We start from the raw sequence: 16,357 nt of genomic DNA, 5'->3' as shown, positions 1-16,357 counted from the left end.
GGTGATGTGGGCCGAACGGTGCGTTCGCGCGGGCGCGCACGGCGACGAGCCCACCGGGTCGGGGGACCGGTGGGCTCGTCTTTTCCCGGGGGGTGGGAAGTCCTACTTGCCGTGCAGCTGCTTGAGGTACTCGTACGTGGTGGGCAGCGTGCTCATCAGTTCCTTCTGCGTCTGCTTGATCTGCGCGAACACCGCCTCGGCCGAGTCGAGCACGTCGGGCCGCGCGGCCAGCGCGGGCAGCGTGTGGTCGGGCAGGTACTCGAGCCCGGCGAAGATGCAGTAGTAGTTGGAGTTGTTCCAGAAGTTGCGGAACTCCGCCTCGAAGTTGGCGTAGTAGGTCGACTCGTCGGTGATCGGCATGTTGACCGCGAGACCGGCCTTGTACATGCGGACCTTCTCCTTGAAGTCGTCCGCCAGCTCCAAGTCCTTGCACGCCTGCCAGAACGGCGTGTCGTTGCGGGGCGCGAAGCTGAAGTGGCCCTGCACGAAGTCGCGGGAGTCGTCGAACATCGTCTCGATCTCCGCGTTGAAGCGGTCCTGCAGGATCGAGTCGAAGTCCTTGTCCGGGAAGTGCTTCGCCAGCTGGAACAGCGCCGCGTAGATGAAGTAGATGCCGGTCGACTCCAGCGGTTCCAGGAAGCACGACGCCAGGCCGATCGAGACCACGTTCTTGACCCACGCCCGGCGGTTGCGGCCGACGCGGAACTTGACCTGGTTCAGCGGGGTGTTCTCCGGGTCGAGTCCCCACATGTTGCAGAACTCGAGCGTCGCCTCGTCACGCGACTGGAACCGGCTGGAGAACACGTAGCCGCTGCCGAAGCGGCCCAGCATCGGGATCTTCCACGTCCAGCCGGACGACATCGCGATGGCGCCGGTGTAGGGCTCGACACCGTCGACGGCGTCGTCGTGCGGGATCTGGGCGGCGACCGCGCTGTCGTTGAGCAGGTGGTCGCTCATGTCCAGGAACGGCTCCTTCATCGCCTGGTTGATGAGCAGGCCGCGGAAGCCGGAGCAGTCGATGAACAGGTCGCCCTCGAGGGTGCGCCCGCCCTCGGTCTTGAGCGCCGAGACGTGGCCGCGCTGGTCGATGACCGCCTCGACCATCTTGTCCTGGACGTGGATCGCGCCCTGCTTGGTGGTCGCGAAGCGGCGCAGGAAGTCGGCGACCAGGTTCGCGTCGAAGTGCCACGCGTAGTTGGTCCACTTGGTGCCGTCCATGAACCTCGGCGAGAGGTTCTGGTCCATGATCGGCGGCTCGCGGTAGCAGGCGTAGTCGAACGGCTCGTCGGTCTGGCCGGTGAGCTTCTTGTGCGCCCAGTAGTGCGACAGCGGCTGGTTCTCGTGGTTCGGCAGCAGGCCGAACAGGTGGTAGTAGTGGTCGCTCGTGCCCTGGTACGGGCGACCGTTCGCCTCACCGACGCCCGGCGTGCGCCAGTTGGTGAACTTGATGCCCATCTTGAAGCTGGCGTTGCACTCGCGCATCCAGTCCTCCTCGGCGATGCCGAGGAAGTCGAAGAACGTCTTGTGCAGGTTCGGCACCGTGGCCTCGCCGACGCCGATCTTCGGGATGGCGGGCGCTTCGAGCACGGTGATGGTCACGGCCGGCCCGAGGGCCTTGCCGAGGTACGACGCGGCCATCCAGCCCGCGGTGCCGCCACCGAGCACCACGACCTTCTTGATCCTACGATCTGCCATCGAGGTTTGTCCTCCCGTCATGATCACGACAAAGGCCGCGGAACCGACGTTCGCCGCAGTGCTGCCGGTGTTCGAAGGGCGAGTGCCCGAGATATCCGGGTCGGGACCAGCCTGAACCCGAATGGCTATGGATTTTCTATACCCGACGCCGTCAGTGACGTGTCAGCGGGTTGTCAGCCGTGTTCGCGAGTATGTGGTCGTGACCGCTGCCCGGACGGGTCGGCGCTGCTCATCAGGCCTGGACGAGAAAGGGACGGTAACGTGGCACCTGCCTTCGCGGTGATTTCCGGCGCTCAAGTGGACGAGGTATTGCGAGGGCGCGAGAAGCACGTTGTCGAACTCATCGAGGCGGCTTACCGGTGGCACGGCGAAGGTGACACGGTCAATCCACCGTCCTATTTCCTGCGGTTCCCCGAAGACCCCTCGTCGCGGATCATCGCACTGCCCGCGTCCATCGGCGGCGACGTCGGCGTGCACGGCGTGAAGTGGATCTCCAGCTTCCCCGCGAACGTCGCCGCGGGCCTGCCGCGCGCGTCCGCGGTGCTGATCCTCAACGACCGCGAGACCGGCTACCCGATCGCGTGCCTGGAGAGCTCCATCGTCAGCGCGGTGCGCACCGCCGCGTCCGCCGCGCTGGCCGCGGACCGGCTCAGCCGGCACCGGAGCAGGCCCACCAGGGTCGGGTTCGTCGGCACCGGCCTGATCGCCCGCTACATCCACACCTACCTGACCGCCACCGGGTGGAGCTTCGACGAGGTCGGCGTGCACGACCTGAGCGCCGACTCCGCGAACGGCTTCCGCGAGTACGCCGAGGGCGCGGGCGACGGCGCCGTCGAGGTCCACGACAGCGCGGAGAGCCTGATCCGGTCGAGCGACCTGGTCGTGTTCGCCACCGTCGCGGGCACGCCGCACGTCACCGACCCGACGTGGTTCGACCACAACCCGCTGGTGCTGCACGTGTCGCTGCGCGACCTGTCGCCGGAGGTGATCCTCGCGTCCACCAACGTGGTGGACGACGTGGAGCACTGCCTGAAGGCGAACACCTCGCCGCACCTGGCCGAGCAGCTCACCGGCAACCGCGACTTCCTGTCCGGCACGTTGCACGACGTCATGACCGGCGCGGTGACGCCACCGGCGGACCGGCCGCTGGTGTTCTCCCCGTTCGGCCTGGGCGTGCTGGACCTGGCGGTCGGCAAGCACGTCTACGACGAGGTGTCGCGGGCGGGCGCGCTGGCCGTGGTCCCGGACTTCTTCTTCGACCTCGACCGCTACGGCAAGCGCTGAGCCGCCTGACCGTGCACTTCGCCTAGGAGTCGGCGCATGCCAGTGATATCGACGCCCCAGGAGTTCAACGTGGACGACCTCTACGTGGACCTCCGGCGGCTCTCGGGCCACCCGCTGTACCTCAAGTGCGAGGGGTTCAACTTCGCCGGGTCCATCAAGCTCAAGGCCGCCAACGAGATGGTGTCCGCCGCCGTGCGCGCCGGCACCCTGCGCGAGGGCGCCACGCTGGTGGAGAGTTCGTCGGGCAACCTCGGGGTGGCGCTGGCGCTGGTGGCGGCGAGCCGCGGCTACCGGTTCCTGTGCGTCACCGACGCGCGCTGCAACCTCGCCACCAGACAGCTGATGGAGGCGTTGGGCGCGCGGGTGCACGTCATCACCGAGCCCGACCCGCAGGACGGCTACCTCGGCGCCCGCATCCGCTACGTCAAGCAGGTGTGCGAGGACGAGGGCTACGTGTGGCTCAACCAGTACGCCAACCCGGCGAACTGGATGGCGCACTACCAGAGCACCGGCCCGGAGATCCTGAAGAGCTTCCCCGAGGTCGACGTGGTGTTCATCGGCGCGGGCAGCACCGGCACGCTGATGGGCTGCGCGCGGTACTTCAAGGAGAACAAGCCGTCGGTGCGGGTCGTCGCGGTCGACTCGGTCGGCTCGGTCACCTTCGGCACGCCCGCGCAGCCGCGGATGCTGCCGGGCCTGGGCACCAGCGTCCGCCCGCCGCTGCTGGACGAGTCCTTCGTGGACGAGGTGCTGCACGTGGCGGAACGGGACACGGTGCGCGCCTGCCGGACGTTGCTGCGGCACGGCTTCCTGTTCGGCGGCTCGACCGGCACGGTGCTCTCCGGCGCCGCCGACTGGCTCACCCGCAACCGGCCCGACGGCGACGTGACCGCGGTGGCGATCGCGCCCGACCTCGGCGACCGCTACCTGGACACCGTCTACCGGGACCAGTGGATCAGCGACATCTACGGCGCGGACCTGCTCGCCGAGGACGCCATGCTTGCGAGGAGACTGCCATGACCCACCGGCTTCCCCTGTCCGCCGGTCAGCTCGACATCTGGTTCGACGAGAAGCTCTCCGGCGGCACGTCGGCGTACAACACCGCGGGCTACCTGGACATCCGCGGACCGCTGGACATCGAGGTGTTCCGCGCGGCCGTGGCGCGGCTGGTGTTCGAGTCAGAGTGCATGCGGGCGCGGTTCACGGAGGTCGACGGCGAGCCGGGCCAGGTGGTCGAACCCCTGCTGGACCCCGGTCTGCGGGTGCTGGACCTGCGCGGCGAGGCCGACCCGGAACGCGCCGGCCGCGACTGGGTGCGGGCCGACCTGGACGTGCCGTTCGCGCTCGGCGACTTCCCGCTGTTCCGCCTGGCGCTGCTGCGCGTCGGCGACGAGCGGGCGTTCTTCTCCCTGTGCATCCACCACTTCCTGTGCGACGGCTACACGCAGGTGGTGTTCTGGCGCAGGCTCGGCGAGCTGTACGAGGCCCTGCTGGCGGGCGCGTCGGTCGACGACGGCCGGTTGCCGCCGTTGGCCGAGCTGATCGCGGCGGAGGCGGCCTACGGCGGGTCCGGTCAGGCCGAGCGGGACCGCAGGTTCTGGGACCGGCGGTTCACCGACGCTCCCGAGCTGGTCAGCCTGTCGCACCGGGACGGCCCGCGGGCGCAGGGCTTCGTGCGCCGCAGCGCCGTGGTGCCCGAGTCGACCGCGCGCCTGGTCCGCGAGGTCGCCGCCGGGGCCAAGGTGACGTGGCCGACCGTGGTGACCGCCGCGATGGCGGCCTACACCCAGCGGATGACAGGCGTCCGCGACGTGCTGCTGACGTTGCCGGTGACCGCCAGGGTGGGCGCCCGGATGCGCGCCATCCCCGGCATGGTGGCCAACACCGTGCCGCTGCGGCTGGCCGTCGGCCCGGGGACGTCCCGCGCCGGGCTGCTGGCCGACACCTCGCGCGAGGTCACCAGGGTGCTGCGCCACCAGCGGCACCGGGTCAGCCGCATCCGCGGCGCGATGGGCCTGCGCAGCGACGACCGCAGGCCGTTCGGCCCGCTGGTCAACATCCTGCCGCAGGAGACCGAGCTGAAGCTCGGACCGTGCGCGATGACGGTCAACAACCTGTCCACCGGGCTGGTGGACGACTTCGAGGCCACGGTCGTGGAGGCGCCGGGCGGCGGCCTCGAACTGCACCTGAGCGGCAACGCGGGCCTGTACGAGGACGACGAGGTGGCGGGCCACGTCACCCGCTTCGCCGCGTACCTGGAGGAGTTCGTGCGGGCGGCGCCGGACGCCGCGCTGAGCCGGGTGGACTTCGCCGGGGCCGACGCCGTCGTCGGCCCGGTGCGCGAGGACGACTACACCGGCGTCGTGGAACGCGTGCGCGCCGTCGCCGCGGCCCGGCCCGACGCGGTCGCGGTGGTGGACAGGGCCGGACCGGTGACCTACGGCGAGCTCGTCGCGCGCGCCAACGCCCTGTCGCGCGAGCTGGACGCCGGGCTGACCGCCGTGCTCGCCGAGCCCGGCGCCGGTTTCGTCACGGCGGTGCTGGCCGCCCTCGGCGCGGGCGGCGCCTACGTGCCGCTGGACGTGCGCGCGCCGGTCGCCCGGATCGCGGGCCTGCTGGCCGACAGCGGCGCCACGCACCTGGTCGTGGACCCGGCGCACCGCGCGCTCGCGGACGAACTCGCCGGCAGCGCGCGCGTGGTCGTGCTGGACGACGCCGAGGACCACGAGCTGTCACCGTTGTCCGACTCGGCCGACGACCTCGCGTACGTGATCTTCACGTCGGGGTCGACGGGCCGGCCGAAGGGCGCGATGGTGCACCGGGGCGGCCTCGTCAACCACCTGCTGGCCAAGGTCGAGGACCTCGGGCTCACCGCCGCCGACACCGTCGTGCAGAACGCGCCGGTGACCTTCGACGTGTCCGTCTGGCAGATGCTCGCGCCGCTGGTCGTGGGCGGACGGGTGCTCGTCGTGGGCGCGGCGGAGGCCGCCGACCCGGACACCCTGTTCGGCCTCGCCGCGACCGGGGGCGTGACCGTGCTGGAGGTCGTGCCGTCGCTGCTGCGCGCCGCGCTCGACGCCTGGGACGCCGCCGGCCACGCCGTGCCGCTGCCCGGCCTGCGGCACCTGGTCGTCACGGGCGAGGTGCTGCCCGCCGACCTGTGCGCGCGCTGGTTCGACCGCTACCCGGGGCTGCCGCTGGTCAACGCCTACGGGCCGACCGAGTGCTCGGACGACGTCACGCACGCGCTGATCACCGGACCGGTCGACGGCGCCCGCGCGCCGATCGGCCACGCGGTGCGCAACACCCGGCTCTACGTGCTGGGCGACGACCTGCGACCGATGCCGCAGGGCGTGCCCGGCGAGCTGTACGTGGCGGGCGCCGGCGTCGGCCACGGCTACCTCGGCGATCCCGGGCGCACCGCGACGACGTTCCTGCCCGACCCGTTCGGCGGGCCGGGCGACCGCATGTACCGCACCGGCGACCGCGTGCTGCGGCACGCCGACGGGCAGCTGGAGTTCCTGGAGCGGCGGGACTTCCAGGTCAAGATCCGCGGTCACCGCATCGAGCTCGGCGAGGTCGAGGCCGCCGTCCGCGCGGTGCCGGGCGTCGGTGACGCCGCGGTCGCCGTCGTCACCGACCCGGCCGGGCACAAGCGGCTCGTCGGCTACGTCGTGGGCGAGGCGGCCGGGGTCCGCGAGCAGGTGGCACGGCTGCTGCCCGAGTACATGGTGCCGTCGACGTTCGTGGTGCTGGACGCGCTGCCGCTGACCCCGCACGGCAAGGTGGACCGCAAGGCGCTGCCCGCCGTGGACTTCGGCACGCCCGTGACGACGCGCGCGGCCCGCACCCGCGAGGAGGAGATCCTCTGCGGTGTGCTCGCCGAGGTGCTCGGCGTGGCCTCGGTCGGCGCGGACGACAGCTTCTTCGCCCTCGGCGGCGACAGCATCAGCTCCATCCAGGTGGTCAGCCGCGCCCGCGCGGCGGGCCTGGTCGTCACCTCGGCGGACGTGTTCCGGCTGCGGACACCGGCCGCCATCGCGGCGGTCGCCAAGCCCGTCTCCGCCGTCGCCGTGGTCGCGGACGACGGTGTCGGCGAGGTCGAGCCACCCCCGATCGCCCACCAGTTGCGCGAGGTCCCCACCGGGCTGACCCGTGACTACAGCCAGCACGTGGCGGTGTCCGTGCCCGCCGGGCTGGACGTCGACCGGCTCACCGCCGCCGTGCAGGTGCTGCTGGACCACCACGACGCGCTGCGGCTGCGGCTCGCCGAGCCGGTCGAAGGGCTGTGGGCGCTGGAGGTGCAGCCCCGCGGCGCGGTCCGCGCGGCCGACGTGGTCAGCGCCGGCGGCACGCTCGACGCGGCACGCGAGCGCTTGGCGCCCAAGGACGGCGTGGTCGTCCGGTTCGTGCTGAACGACGGCGAGCTGCTCGTGGTGGCCCACCACCTGGCCGTGGACGGCGTGTCGTGGCGGATCCTGCTGCCCGACCTGCGCGCGGCCGTCGAGGGGCGGCCCCTGCCACCCGTCGGCACGTCCTACCGCCGCTGGACCCGGCTGCTGTCGGAGCAGGCGCGCACCGCCGCCCGCACCGCCGAGCTGCCGCTGTGGACGGGGCAGCTGCGCGGCGGCGACCCGCTGCTGGGCGCGCGCCCGCTCGACCCCGCCGTGGACGTCGAGCGCACCGCCGGCCACCACCGGTTCGAGGTGGCCGACGCGGCGGCGTTGACGACCACGGTGCCCGCCGCGTTCCACGCCGAGGCCAACGAGGTGCTGCTGGCCGCGCTCGCGGTCGCGGTGGCGCGGCGGCGCGGCGGCGGGTCGGTGCTGGTCGAGCTGGAGGGCCACGGGCGCGAGCAGGCCGCCGAGGACGTGGACCTGGCGCGCACGGTCGGCTGGTTCTCCAGCGTGTTCCCCGTGCGCCTCGACGTCGGCGACACCTCGGACGTGCCGGGGGTGGTGAAGCGGGTCAAGGAGGCGTTGCGCGCCCTGCCCGACCACGGCCTCGGCTTCGGGCTGCTGCGCCACCTCAACCCCCAGACGCAGGGCGCGCTGGCCCGGTTCGCCCCGCCGCAGATCGGCTTCAACTACCTCGGGCGCTTCGGCGTGGACCGGGGGGAGTGGTCCTTGCGCGGCGACGTCGGCCTGCACGCGCACCGGGACGTGCCGCTGCGGTACGCGCTGGAGGTCGCCGCGGTCACCGAGGACCGGCCGACCGGCCCGGTGCTCGTGTCCGACTGGCAGTACGCGGGCGCGCTGCTGTCCGAAGAGGACGTCCGGGGCATCGCCGAGACGTTCACCGCGGTCCTGGGCGCGCTGGTGGAGCACGCGGAACGGCACGCGGACCGGGCCGGTGGCCGCACGCCGTCGGACTTCCCGCTGGTGTCGCTGACCCAGCGCGAGATCGAGGACGTCGAGCGGGCGGTCGGCCCGGTGGACGACGTGCTGCCGCTGTCGCCGTCGCAGAAGGGCCTGCTGTTCCAGGCCGACTACGACCGCGACGGCGTGGACGCCTACACGTTGCAGGTGACCGTGGACGTGGCCGGTCCGCTCGACCCGGCCCGGCTGCGCGCCGCCGCACGGGCGCTCCTGGCGCGGCACCCGCTGCTGCGTGCCGCCTTCCGGCACCGGGAGTCCGGTGACGCCGTGCTCGTCGTGCCCTCGGCGGTCGAGCCGTCGTGGGACGAGGTCGACCTGAGCGGGATGGACCCGGCGGACCGCGACGGCGAGCTGGCCCGGCTCACCGACGCCGACTGGCTGCGCCGCTTCGACCTGACGGCGCCGCCGCTGGTGCGGTTCACCGTGGTGCGGCTGACCGGCGAGTCGTTCCGCGTCGTCTGGACCGTGCACCACTCCCTGGTGGACGGCTGGTCCAACCCGATCTTCGCGCGGGAGCTGTTCACCCTGTACGCCAACGGGGTCGACACCTCCGCGCTGCCGCCGGTGCCACCCCACGCCGACTACCTGCGGTGGCTGGCCGACCGGGACGTCGAGGCGGCGCGCGACGCGTGGCGCTCGGCGTTGGCCGGGCTGACGGAGGCGACCCGCCTCGCGCCGGTCGACCCGGACCGCACGCCCGCGGTGCCCGACGAGCTGCTGGTGGACCTGCCCGAGTCGCTGACGGCCCGCCTGACCGACTGGGCGCGGGCCAACGACCTCACCCTCAGCACGGTCGTGCAGGGCTGCTGGGCGGTGCTGCTGGGCGCCCTGACCGGGAGCCGGGACGTCGTGTTCGGCGCGGTGCGGTCCGGCCGGCCCGCCGAGCTGCCGGGCGTCGAGACGATGATCGGCCCGTTCCTCGGCACGCTGCCGGTGCGGGTGGCGCTCGACCCCGCGCACACGCTCGCGCGGCTGCTGGCGGACCTCGGCGCCGGGCAGTTCGACCTGGAGCCGCACCAGCACCTCGGCCTGGCCGAGGTGCAGCAGCAGGCCGGCATCGGCGAGCTGTTCGACACCGTGGTCAGCTACCACAACTACCCGATGGCCGACGCCCGCGAGCTGGGCGGCCTGGCGCCGGACCTGGACGTGCTCGGCGGCGAGGCGCGCGTGGTGGCCGAGTACCCGTTCGCGCTGGGCGTGTACCCCGGCGAGCGGATGCGGCTGCACGCCCAGTACCGGGGTCGCCTGTTCACCCGCGAGGACGTGCGGCTGCTGGTCGACCGGTTCGTGCGGTTGCTGGAGACCGCGGTCGACGCGCCGGACACGCCGGTGGGCCGGGTCGACGTGCTGGCGGCGGGTGAGCGGGAGCTGCTGCTGGGCGAGTGGAGCGGGCGGATCGCGCCGATCCCGGACGTGACCGCGCCGCAGCTGTTCGCCGACCGGGTCGCGCAGGCGCCGGACGCGCTCGCCGCCGTGTTCCGCGACGAGGAGCTGACCTACGCCGGGCTGGACGCCCGCGCGAACCGGCTGGCCCGGCTGCTGGCCGCCCGGGGCGCGGGCCCGGAGGGCGTGGTCGCCTTCGCCCTGCCGCGCTCGCTGGAGGCGGCGGTGGTGGTGCTCGCCGTGCTGAAGTCCGGCGCGGCGTTCCTGCCGATCGACGCCAAGCTGCCGCTGGACCGGATCGCGTACATGGTGGACGACGCCCGGCCGATCGCTCTGGTGTCCACTGTGGACACCGCCGGCGGGATGGCCGGGCTCGACGTGCCGCTGGTGCTCCTGGACGACCCCGCGGTGCTCGCCGAGCTGGACGGCCTGCCCGCCACCGCGCCGGCGCCGGCGCTGCGCCAGGGGCACCCGGCCTACGTGATCTACACGTCCGGGTCCACCGGGCGGCCCAAGGGCGTCGTGGTCGACCACGCCGGGCTCGTCGCCATGGTCCGGAGCCTGATCGCGAAGTTCGACGTCACGCCCGACACGCGGGTGCTCCAGTTCGCCTCCTACAGCTTCGACGCGACGGTGTGGGAGTGGGGCCTGGCCCTGCTGGGCGGCGGCACGCTGGTGGTCGCCGACGACGACGCCCGCGCGCCGGGCCGACCGCTGCTCGACCTGATCCGGACCAGGCGGGTCAACCTCGCGGCGCTGCCGCCGGTGGTCGCGGGCGGGCTGCCCGAGGACGCCCGGCTGCCCGACGACCTGGTGATGGTCGTCGCCGGCGAGGCGTGCCCGCCGGAGGTGGTGGCGCGCTGGGCGCCCAGGCACCGGATGTTCAACGGGTACGGGCCGACCGAGGCGGTGCTCGCCTCGACCGTCGGCGGCCCGCTGACCGGCGAGGGCAGGCCGCCCATCGGCACGCCGACCGCGGCGCACCGGGTGTACGTGCTCGACCCGCTGCTGCGGCCGGTGCCCGTCGGCGTGACGGGCGAGCTGTACGTCGCCGGCGGGCTCGCCCGCGGGTACCTCGACCGGCCCGGCCTGACCTCCGAGCGGTTCGTCGCCGACCCGTTCGACGCGCCGGGCGGGTTCATGTACCGCACCGGCGACCTGGTCCGGTGGCACGCCGACGGCCAGCTGGACTACGTCGGCCGCGCGGACGACCAGGTGCAGCTGCGCGGCTTCCGCATCGAGCTGGGCGAGATCGAGTCGGCGCTGGTGTCGCACCCCGGCGTGGCCCAGGCCGTGGTCGTGGTCCGCGAGGACGACGGCGACCGCAGGCTGGTCGGCTACCTGGTGCCCGCCGCGCCCGCGCCCGAACGACCCGGCGCGGTGCCCGACGGCGTGCGGGAACTGCTGGTCGAGTCGCTGCCGGAGTACATGGTCCCGGCGGCGCTGGTCGCGCTGGACGAGCTGCCGCTGACCGCGCAGGGCAAGCTGGACCGCAAGGCGCTGCCCGCGCCCGAGGCCGGCGCGCCCGCCGCTCGCGGCCGGGGACCGCGCACACCGGTCGAGGACATCCTGACCGGGCTGTTCGCCGACGTGCTCGGCCTGCCGCAGGTGGGGATCGACGAGGACTTCTTCGAGCTCGGCGGGCACTCCCTGCTGGCCACGCGGGTCATCAGCCGGGCCCGGTCCGCGCTGGGCGTCGAGCTGCCCATCCGGGCGTTGTTCGAGGCGCGCACCGTGGCGGCGCTGGCCGACCAGGTGCGCGGCGCGCAGGGCGCCCGACCGGCGCTGGCGCCGATGCCGCGCGGCGAGCGGACGCCCCTGTCGTTCGCCCAGCGGCGGCTGTGGTTCCTCAACCGCCTGGAGGAGAACGCCACCGGCACCTACAACGTGCCGCTGGCGATGCGCCTGACCGGCGCGCTGAGGGTCGACGCGCTGCGCGCCGCCCTGCGCGACGTCGTGGCCAGGCACGAGGTGCTGCGCTCGGTGTTCCCGGACGAGGACGGCAAGCCGCACCAGCGGGTGGCCGACCTGCCGCCGGACCACCCGCCGCTGGAGGTGGCCGAACTCGCCGAGGCCGAGCTGGGCCGCGTGCTGACCGCCGAGACGGACCGCGGGTTCGACCTCGCGACAGAACCCGCGTTGCGCGCCACGCTGTTCCGGCTCGGCCCGGACGAGCACGTGCTGCTGGTCGTCTTCCACCACATCGCGTTCGACGGCTGGTCGATCGCGCCGTTCGCCCGCGACCTGACCGACGCCTACCGCGCCCGTTGCGCGGGCGTGGCCCCGGACCGGTCGCCGCTGCCGGTGCAGTACGCGGACTACGCGCTGTGGCAGCGTGAGCTGCTCGGCTCCGAGGACGACCCGGAGAGCCTGCTCGGCGCCCAGCTCGCGTACTGGACCGAGGCGCTCGCCGACCTGCCCGAGGAACTGGACCTGCCGACCGACTTCCCGCGCCCGGCGGTGAGCACGCACGACGGCGGCGAGGTCGAGTTCCTGGTCGACGGCCCGCTGTACGCGGGGCTGGTGGCACTGGCGCGCGAGTCCGGCGCGAGCGTGTTCATGGTGTTCCAGGCGGCCGTGTCGGCCCTGCTGGGCAAGCTCGGCGCGGGCACGGACATCCCGCTCGGCACCCCGGTGGCCGGCCGGGCCGACGAGGCGCTCGACGAGCTGGTCGGGTTCTTCGTCAACACCGTGGTGCTGCGCACCGACACCGCCGGCGACCCGACGTTCCAGGAGCTGGTGCACCGCGTGCGGGAGGCGAACCTCGGCGCGTACGCGCACCAGGACCTGCCGTTCGAGTACCTGGTGGAGAAGCTGAACCCGGTGCGGTCGCCGGCCCGCCAGCCGCTGTTCCAGGTCATGCTGGTGCTGCAGAACGACGGTGACGGGCCGGCCGTCCTGCCCGGCCTGAACGCCCGCGTGCAGCCGGTGGCCGCGCCGCGCGCGAAGTTCGACCTCACCTTCCAGCTCGACGAGCTGGTCGCCGACGGCGCGCCCACGGGCATCCGGGGCGCGCTGGAGTACACGACCGACCTGTTCACCCGGTCCACGGTCGAGCGGATCGCGGACCGGCTGCTGCGGTTGCTGCGCGCCGCGGTGGCCGACCCGGGCGCGCGGCTGAGCCGGCTCGACGTGCTGGACCCGGAGGAGCGCGAGCGGGTGCTGGGCGCGGGCGCCGGACCGCGCCGCCCGGACGCGTACCGGGGCGTGGTGGAGCGGGTGCGCGAGTTCGCCGCCCGCACGCCCGACGCCGTGGCCGTCGTGGACGAGGACGGCGAGGTCACCTACTCGACGCTGGTGCGCCGTGCCGCCGCGGTGTCCCGTGAGCTGGACGGCGGTCTGGCCGCGGTGCTGGCCGCACCGGGCGCGCGCTACGTCTCGGCGGTGCTGGGCGCGCTCGGCGCGGGTGGCGCCTACCTGCCGCTGGACGTGCAGGCCCCGGTGTCGCGCACGGCCGCGTTGCTGGCCGACAGCGGCGCGCGCGTGCTGCTGACCGACGCCGCGCACCGCCGCCTGGCCGAACAGGTGGCGGGCGCCGCCCGGGTGGTCGTCCTGGACGGCGCCGAGGACGGCGACCTGCCGCCGTTGTCGGGTGCGGCGGACGACCTCGCGTACGTGATCTTCACGTCCGGGTCGACGGGCAAGCCGAAGGGCGCGATGGTGCACCGGGCGGGCATGGTCAACCACCTGCTCGCCAAGGTGGACGACCTGCGGCTGTCCGAACAGGACGCGGTGGTGCACAACGCGCCGGTGACGTTCGACATCTCGGTGTGGCAGATGCTGGCGCCGTTGGTGGTCGGCGGCCGGGTGCGGGTCGTCGGCCGCGAGGTCGCCGCGGACCCGGAGGCGTTGTTCGGCATCACGGCCGGTGAACGCGTCTCGGTGCTGGAGGTCGTCCCGTCGCTGCTGCGCGCCGCGCTGGACGTGTGGGACACCACGGGCGAGGCGCCGGAGCTGCCGTCGCTGCGCCGGCTGGTCGTCACCGGCGAGGCGTTGCCCGCCGACCTGTGCGAGCGGTGGTTCGCGCGGTTCCCGGCCATCCCGCTGGTCAACGCCTACGGGCCGACCGAGTGCTCCGACGACGTCACGCACGCGGTGATCACCGGGCCGGTGCGCGGCACGCGCGTGCCGATCGGCCAACCGGTGCGCAACACCGCGCTGTACGTGCTCGGCGACGACCTGCGGCCGCTGCCCGTCGGCGTGCCGGGCGAGCTCTACGTCGGCGGCCTCGGCGTCGGGCGCGGCTACCTCGGCGACCCCGCGCGGACGTCGGTGACGTTCCTGCCCGACCCGTTCGCCGCGGAGTCCGGTCTCGGCGCGGGCGCGCGGATGTACCGCACGGGCGACCGGGTGGTGCTGCGCGCTGACGGCAACCTGGAGTTCCTGGAGCGGCGCGACCACCAGGTCAAGATCCGCGGCCACCGCATCGAGCTGGGCGAGGTCGAGGCCGCGGCCCGGGCGTTGTCCGCCGTGCGCGACGCGGTGGTGGTCGTCGACGGCGACGCCAAGGGCCACAAGCGGCTCGTCGGCTACGTCGTGCCGGCCGACGACGCGGGCGGCGACATCGCGTTGCTGCGCAAGGAGCTCGGCGAGTCGCTGCCCGACTACATGGTGCCCGCCGCGCTGGTCGTGCTCGACGCCCTGCCCCTGACGCCCAACGGCAAGGTGGACCGCAAGGCCCTGCCCGCCGCGGACTTCGCGCACCTGCCCTCCACTCGCGCCCCGCGCACCCCGGCCGAGGAGCTGCTGGCCGGGATCGTCGCGGACGTGCTCGGCGTGCCGTCGGTCGGCGTGGACGACAACTTCTTCGCGGTCGGCGGCGACAGCATCAGCTCGATCCAGGTCGTCACCCGCGCCCGCAAGGCGGGGTTGCCGATCGCCATCGCGGACGTGTTCGTGCACCAGACTGTCGCCGACCTAGCGGCCGCGGCGGACGACCGCGCGCCGTCGCGGGCCGCGGCGATCTCCAGCGTGTTCGAGGAGTTCGCCGCCCTGGAGGAGACCACGCCGTTCGACACCGTGCTGCGGATGAAGCCGGGCTCCGGTCCCGCGCTGTTCTGCCTGCACAGCGGTGTCGGCTTCGCCCTGCCCTACATCGGCCTGGCGCCGCACGTCGGCCCGGACACACCGCTGGTGGGCATCCAGTCGCCGTCCATCACCGAGCTGGCCGCGCTGCCGACGTCGTTGGGGCAGTTGGCGTCGGACTACCTCGACCTGATCAGGTCGATCCAGCCCGAGGGCCCGTACCACCTGCTCGGCTGGTCGTTCGGCGGCATCCTCGCCCACGAGGTGGCCGCGCGGCTGGAAGCCGACGGCGAGCGGGTCGGCGTGCTGGCCAACCTCGACGCCTACCCGCCGAGCAGGCACGACCCGCACGGCGACGACCAGGCGATGCTCGGCTGGGTGGTGGAGCTGGTCGGGCACGACCGGTCGGAGTTCGCGGGCCGCGACATCACCGCCGAGGACGTGGTCGAGGTGCTGCGCCGCGACGGCAGCCCGCTGGCAGGGCTCGGCGACGAGCGGGTGCTGGCGATGATCGAGGTGATGAAGGTCCACTCGCGGTTCTCCGAGCGGTACCGGCCGTCCCGCTACGACGGCGAGGTGCTGCTGTTCGCGGCCTCCGGCGAGCTGCCAGAGGACGAGCTGGCCGAACGGGTCGACCTGTGGACGCCGCACGTCGGCGCCCTCCGAGTGCACCACCTGCCCGGTGGGCACGACCACATGATGAACCCGGGCCACCTGGCCCGGATCGGCGCGGCGGTGGCGGCCGGGATGTCCCGCCCGCCCGGGAATGGGGAATCGTGAACGCACTGGTCGACGTCAAACCCGGGCCCGGGGCGACCCTGGTCGAAGTCCTGGCCGTGACCGGCAGGCGGCTGCGGCACCTGCGCCGGGCGCCCGGCCGCTTCATCGGGGTCACGCTCAACCCGCTGGTGTCCATGCTGGTGCTCGGCTACCTGTTCCAGCAGTCGATCTCCATCCCCGGCGGCGGCAGCTACCAGGAGTACCTGTTCGCGGGCGCGGCGCTGCAGGTCGGCCTCGCGGGCGTCGGCCCGACCGCCATCGCGGTCGCGACGGACCTGAAGGGCGGGCTGATCGACCGGTTCCGGTCGCTGCCGATCTCGCGGTCGTCCGTCCTCATCGGACACACGATCGCCGACCTCGTGGTCGCGGTGATGGGCCTGGCCGTCGTCGTGGGCGTCGGCCTGCTGCTGGGGTGGCGCTCGCACACCGGGCTGCTGCCCACGCTCGCCGCGTTCGGCGTGCTGGTCGTGTTCTGCTACGTGGTGACGTGGGTCGGCGTGCTGCTGGGCATGTCGTCCAAGAGCCTGGAGACCATCGACTCGATCGCGCCGCTGGTCGTGGTCGTGTTCCCGTTCCTGTCGAACGCGTTCCTGTCCGAGCAGAACCTGCCCGCGTGGCTGGCGCCGATCGCGGCCTGGAACCCCATCAGCGCGGTGGCCACGGCCTGCCGCCAGCTGTGGGGCAACCCGGTCACCACCGGCGGCGGCTTCCCGACCGACCACCCGGAGGTGGTCGTCGTGGTGACCCTCGGCCTGCTCTTCCTGCTGACCTCGTTCGTCAGCCTGCGCCGGTACGCGAGCACCGCCAACTGA

Annotated in this window: 5 protein-coding genes; 4 read left to right on the top strand and 1 reads right to left on the bottom strand. The window is 73.3% G+C overall.

Annotation, left to right across the window (positions count from 1 at the left end):
* Positions 1–102 precede the first annotated feature (102 nt).
* Positions 103–1,695, bottom strand: a complete 1,593-nt coding sequence (locus AB0I91_RS11225; protein WP_498776004.1) for a tryptophan halogenase family protein — start codon at positions 1,693–1,695, stop codon at positions 103–105.
* Between the two features lie 261 nt (positions 1,696–1,956).
* Between AB0I91_RS11225 and sbnB the strand changes: the two genes are divergently transcribed.
* From sbnB to AB0I91_RS11205, 4 genes are read left to right on the top strand one after another with little or no spacing between them, the layout of a single operon-like run.
* Complete coding sequence (gene sbnB, locus AB0I91_RS11220) at positions 1,957–2,979, top strand: 2,3-diaminopropionate biosynthesis protein SbnB (RefSeq protein ID WP_499636576.1); 1,023 nt, start codon at positions 1,957–1,959, stop codon at positions 2,977–2,979.
* 36 nt (positions 2,980–3,015) lie between these two features.
* Complete coding sequence (gene sbnA, locus AB0I91_RS11215; protein WP_498776008.1) at positions 3,016–3,999, top strand: 2,3-diaminopropionate biosynthesis protein SbnA; 984 nt, start codon at positions 3,016–3,018, stop codon at positions 3,997–3,999.
* The gene (locus AB0I91_RS11210; protein ID WP_499636574.1) at positions 3,996–15,545 is read left to right on the top strand and encodes an amino acid adenylation domain-containing protein; all 11,550 of its coding nucleotides are present in this window, start codon (positions 3,996–3,998) and stop codon (positions 15,543–15,545) included. The genes sbnA and AB0I91_RS11210 overlap by 4 nt, the downstream gene beginning before the upstream one ends.
* A complete protein-coding gene (locus tag AB0I91_RS11205; protein WP_498776012.1) occupies positions 15,542–16,357 on the top strand; it encodes an ABC transporter permease in 816 nt (271 codons plus the stop codon). Before AB0I91_RS11210 ends, AB0I91_RS11205 begins: the two co-directional genes overlap by 4 nt.

Source organism: Actinosynnema sp. NPDC049800 (assembly GCF_040656635.1).
In the GTDB taxonomy this organism is placed as follows: Bacteria; Actinomycetota; Actinomycetes; order Mycobacteriales; family Pseudonocardiaceae; genus Actinosynnema.
This window is presented reverse-complemented; position numbering and strand designations above follow the sequence as displayed.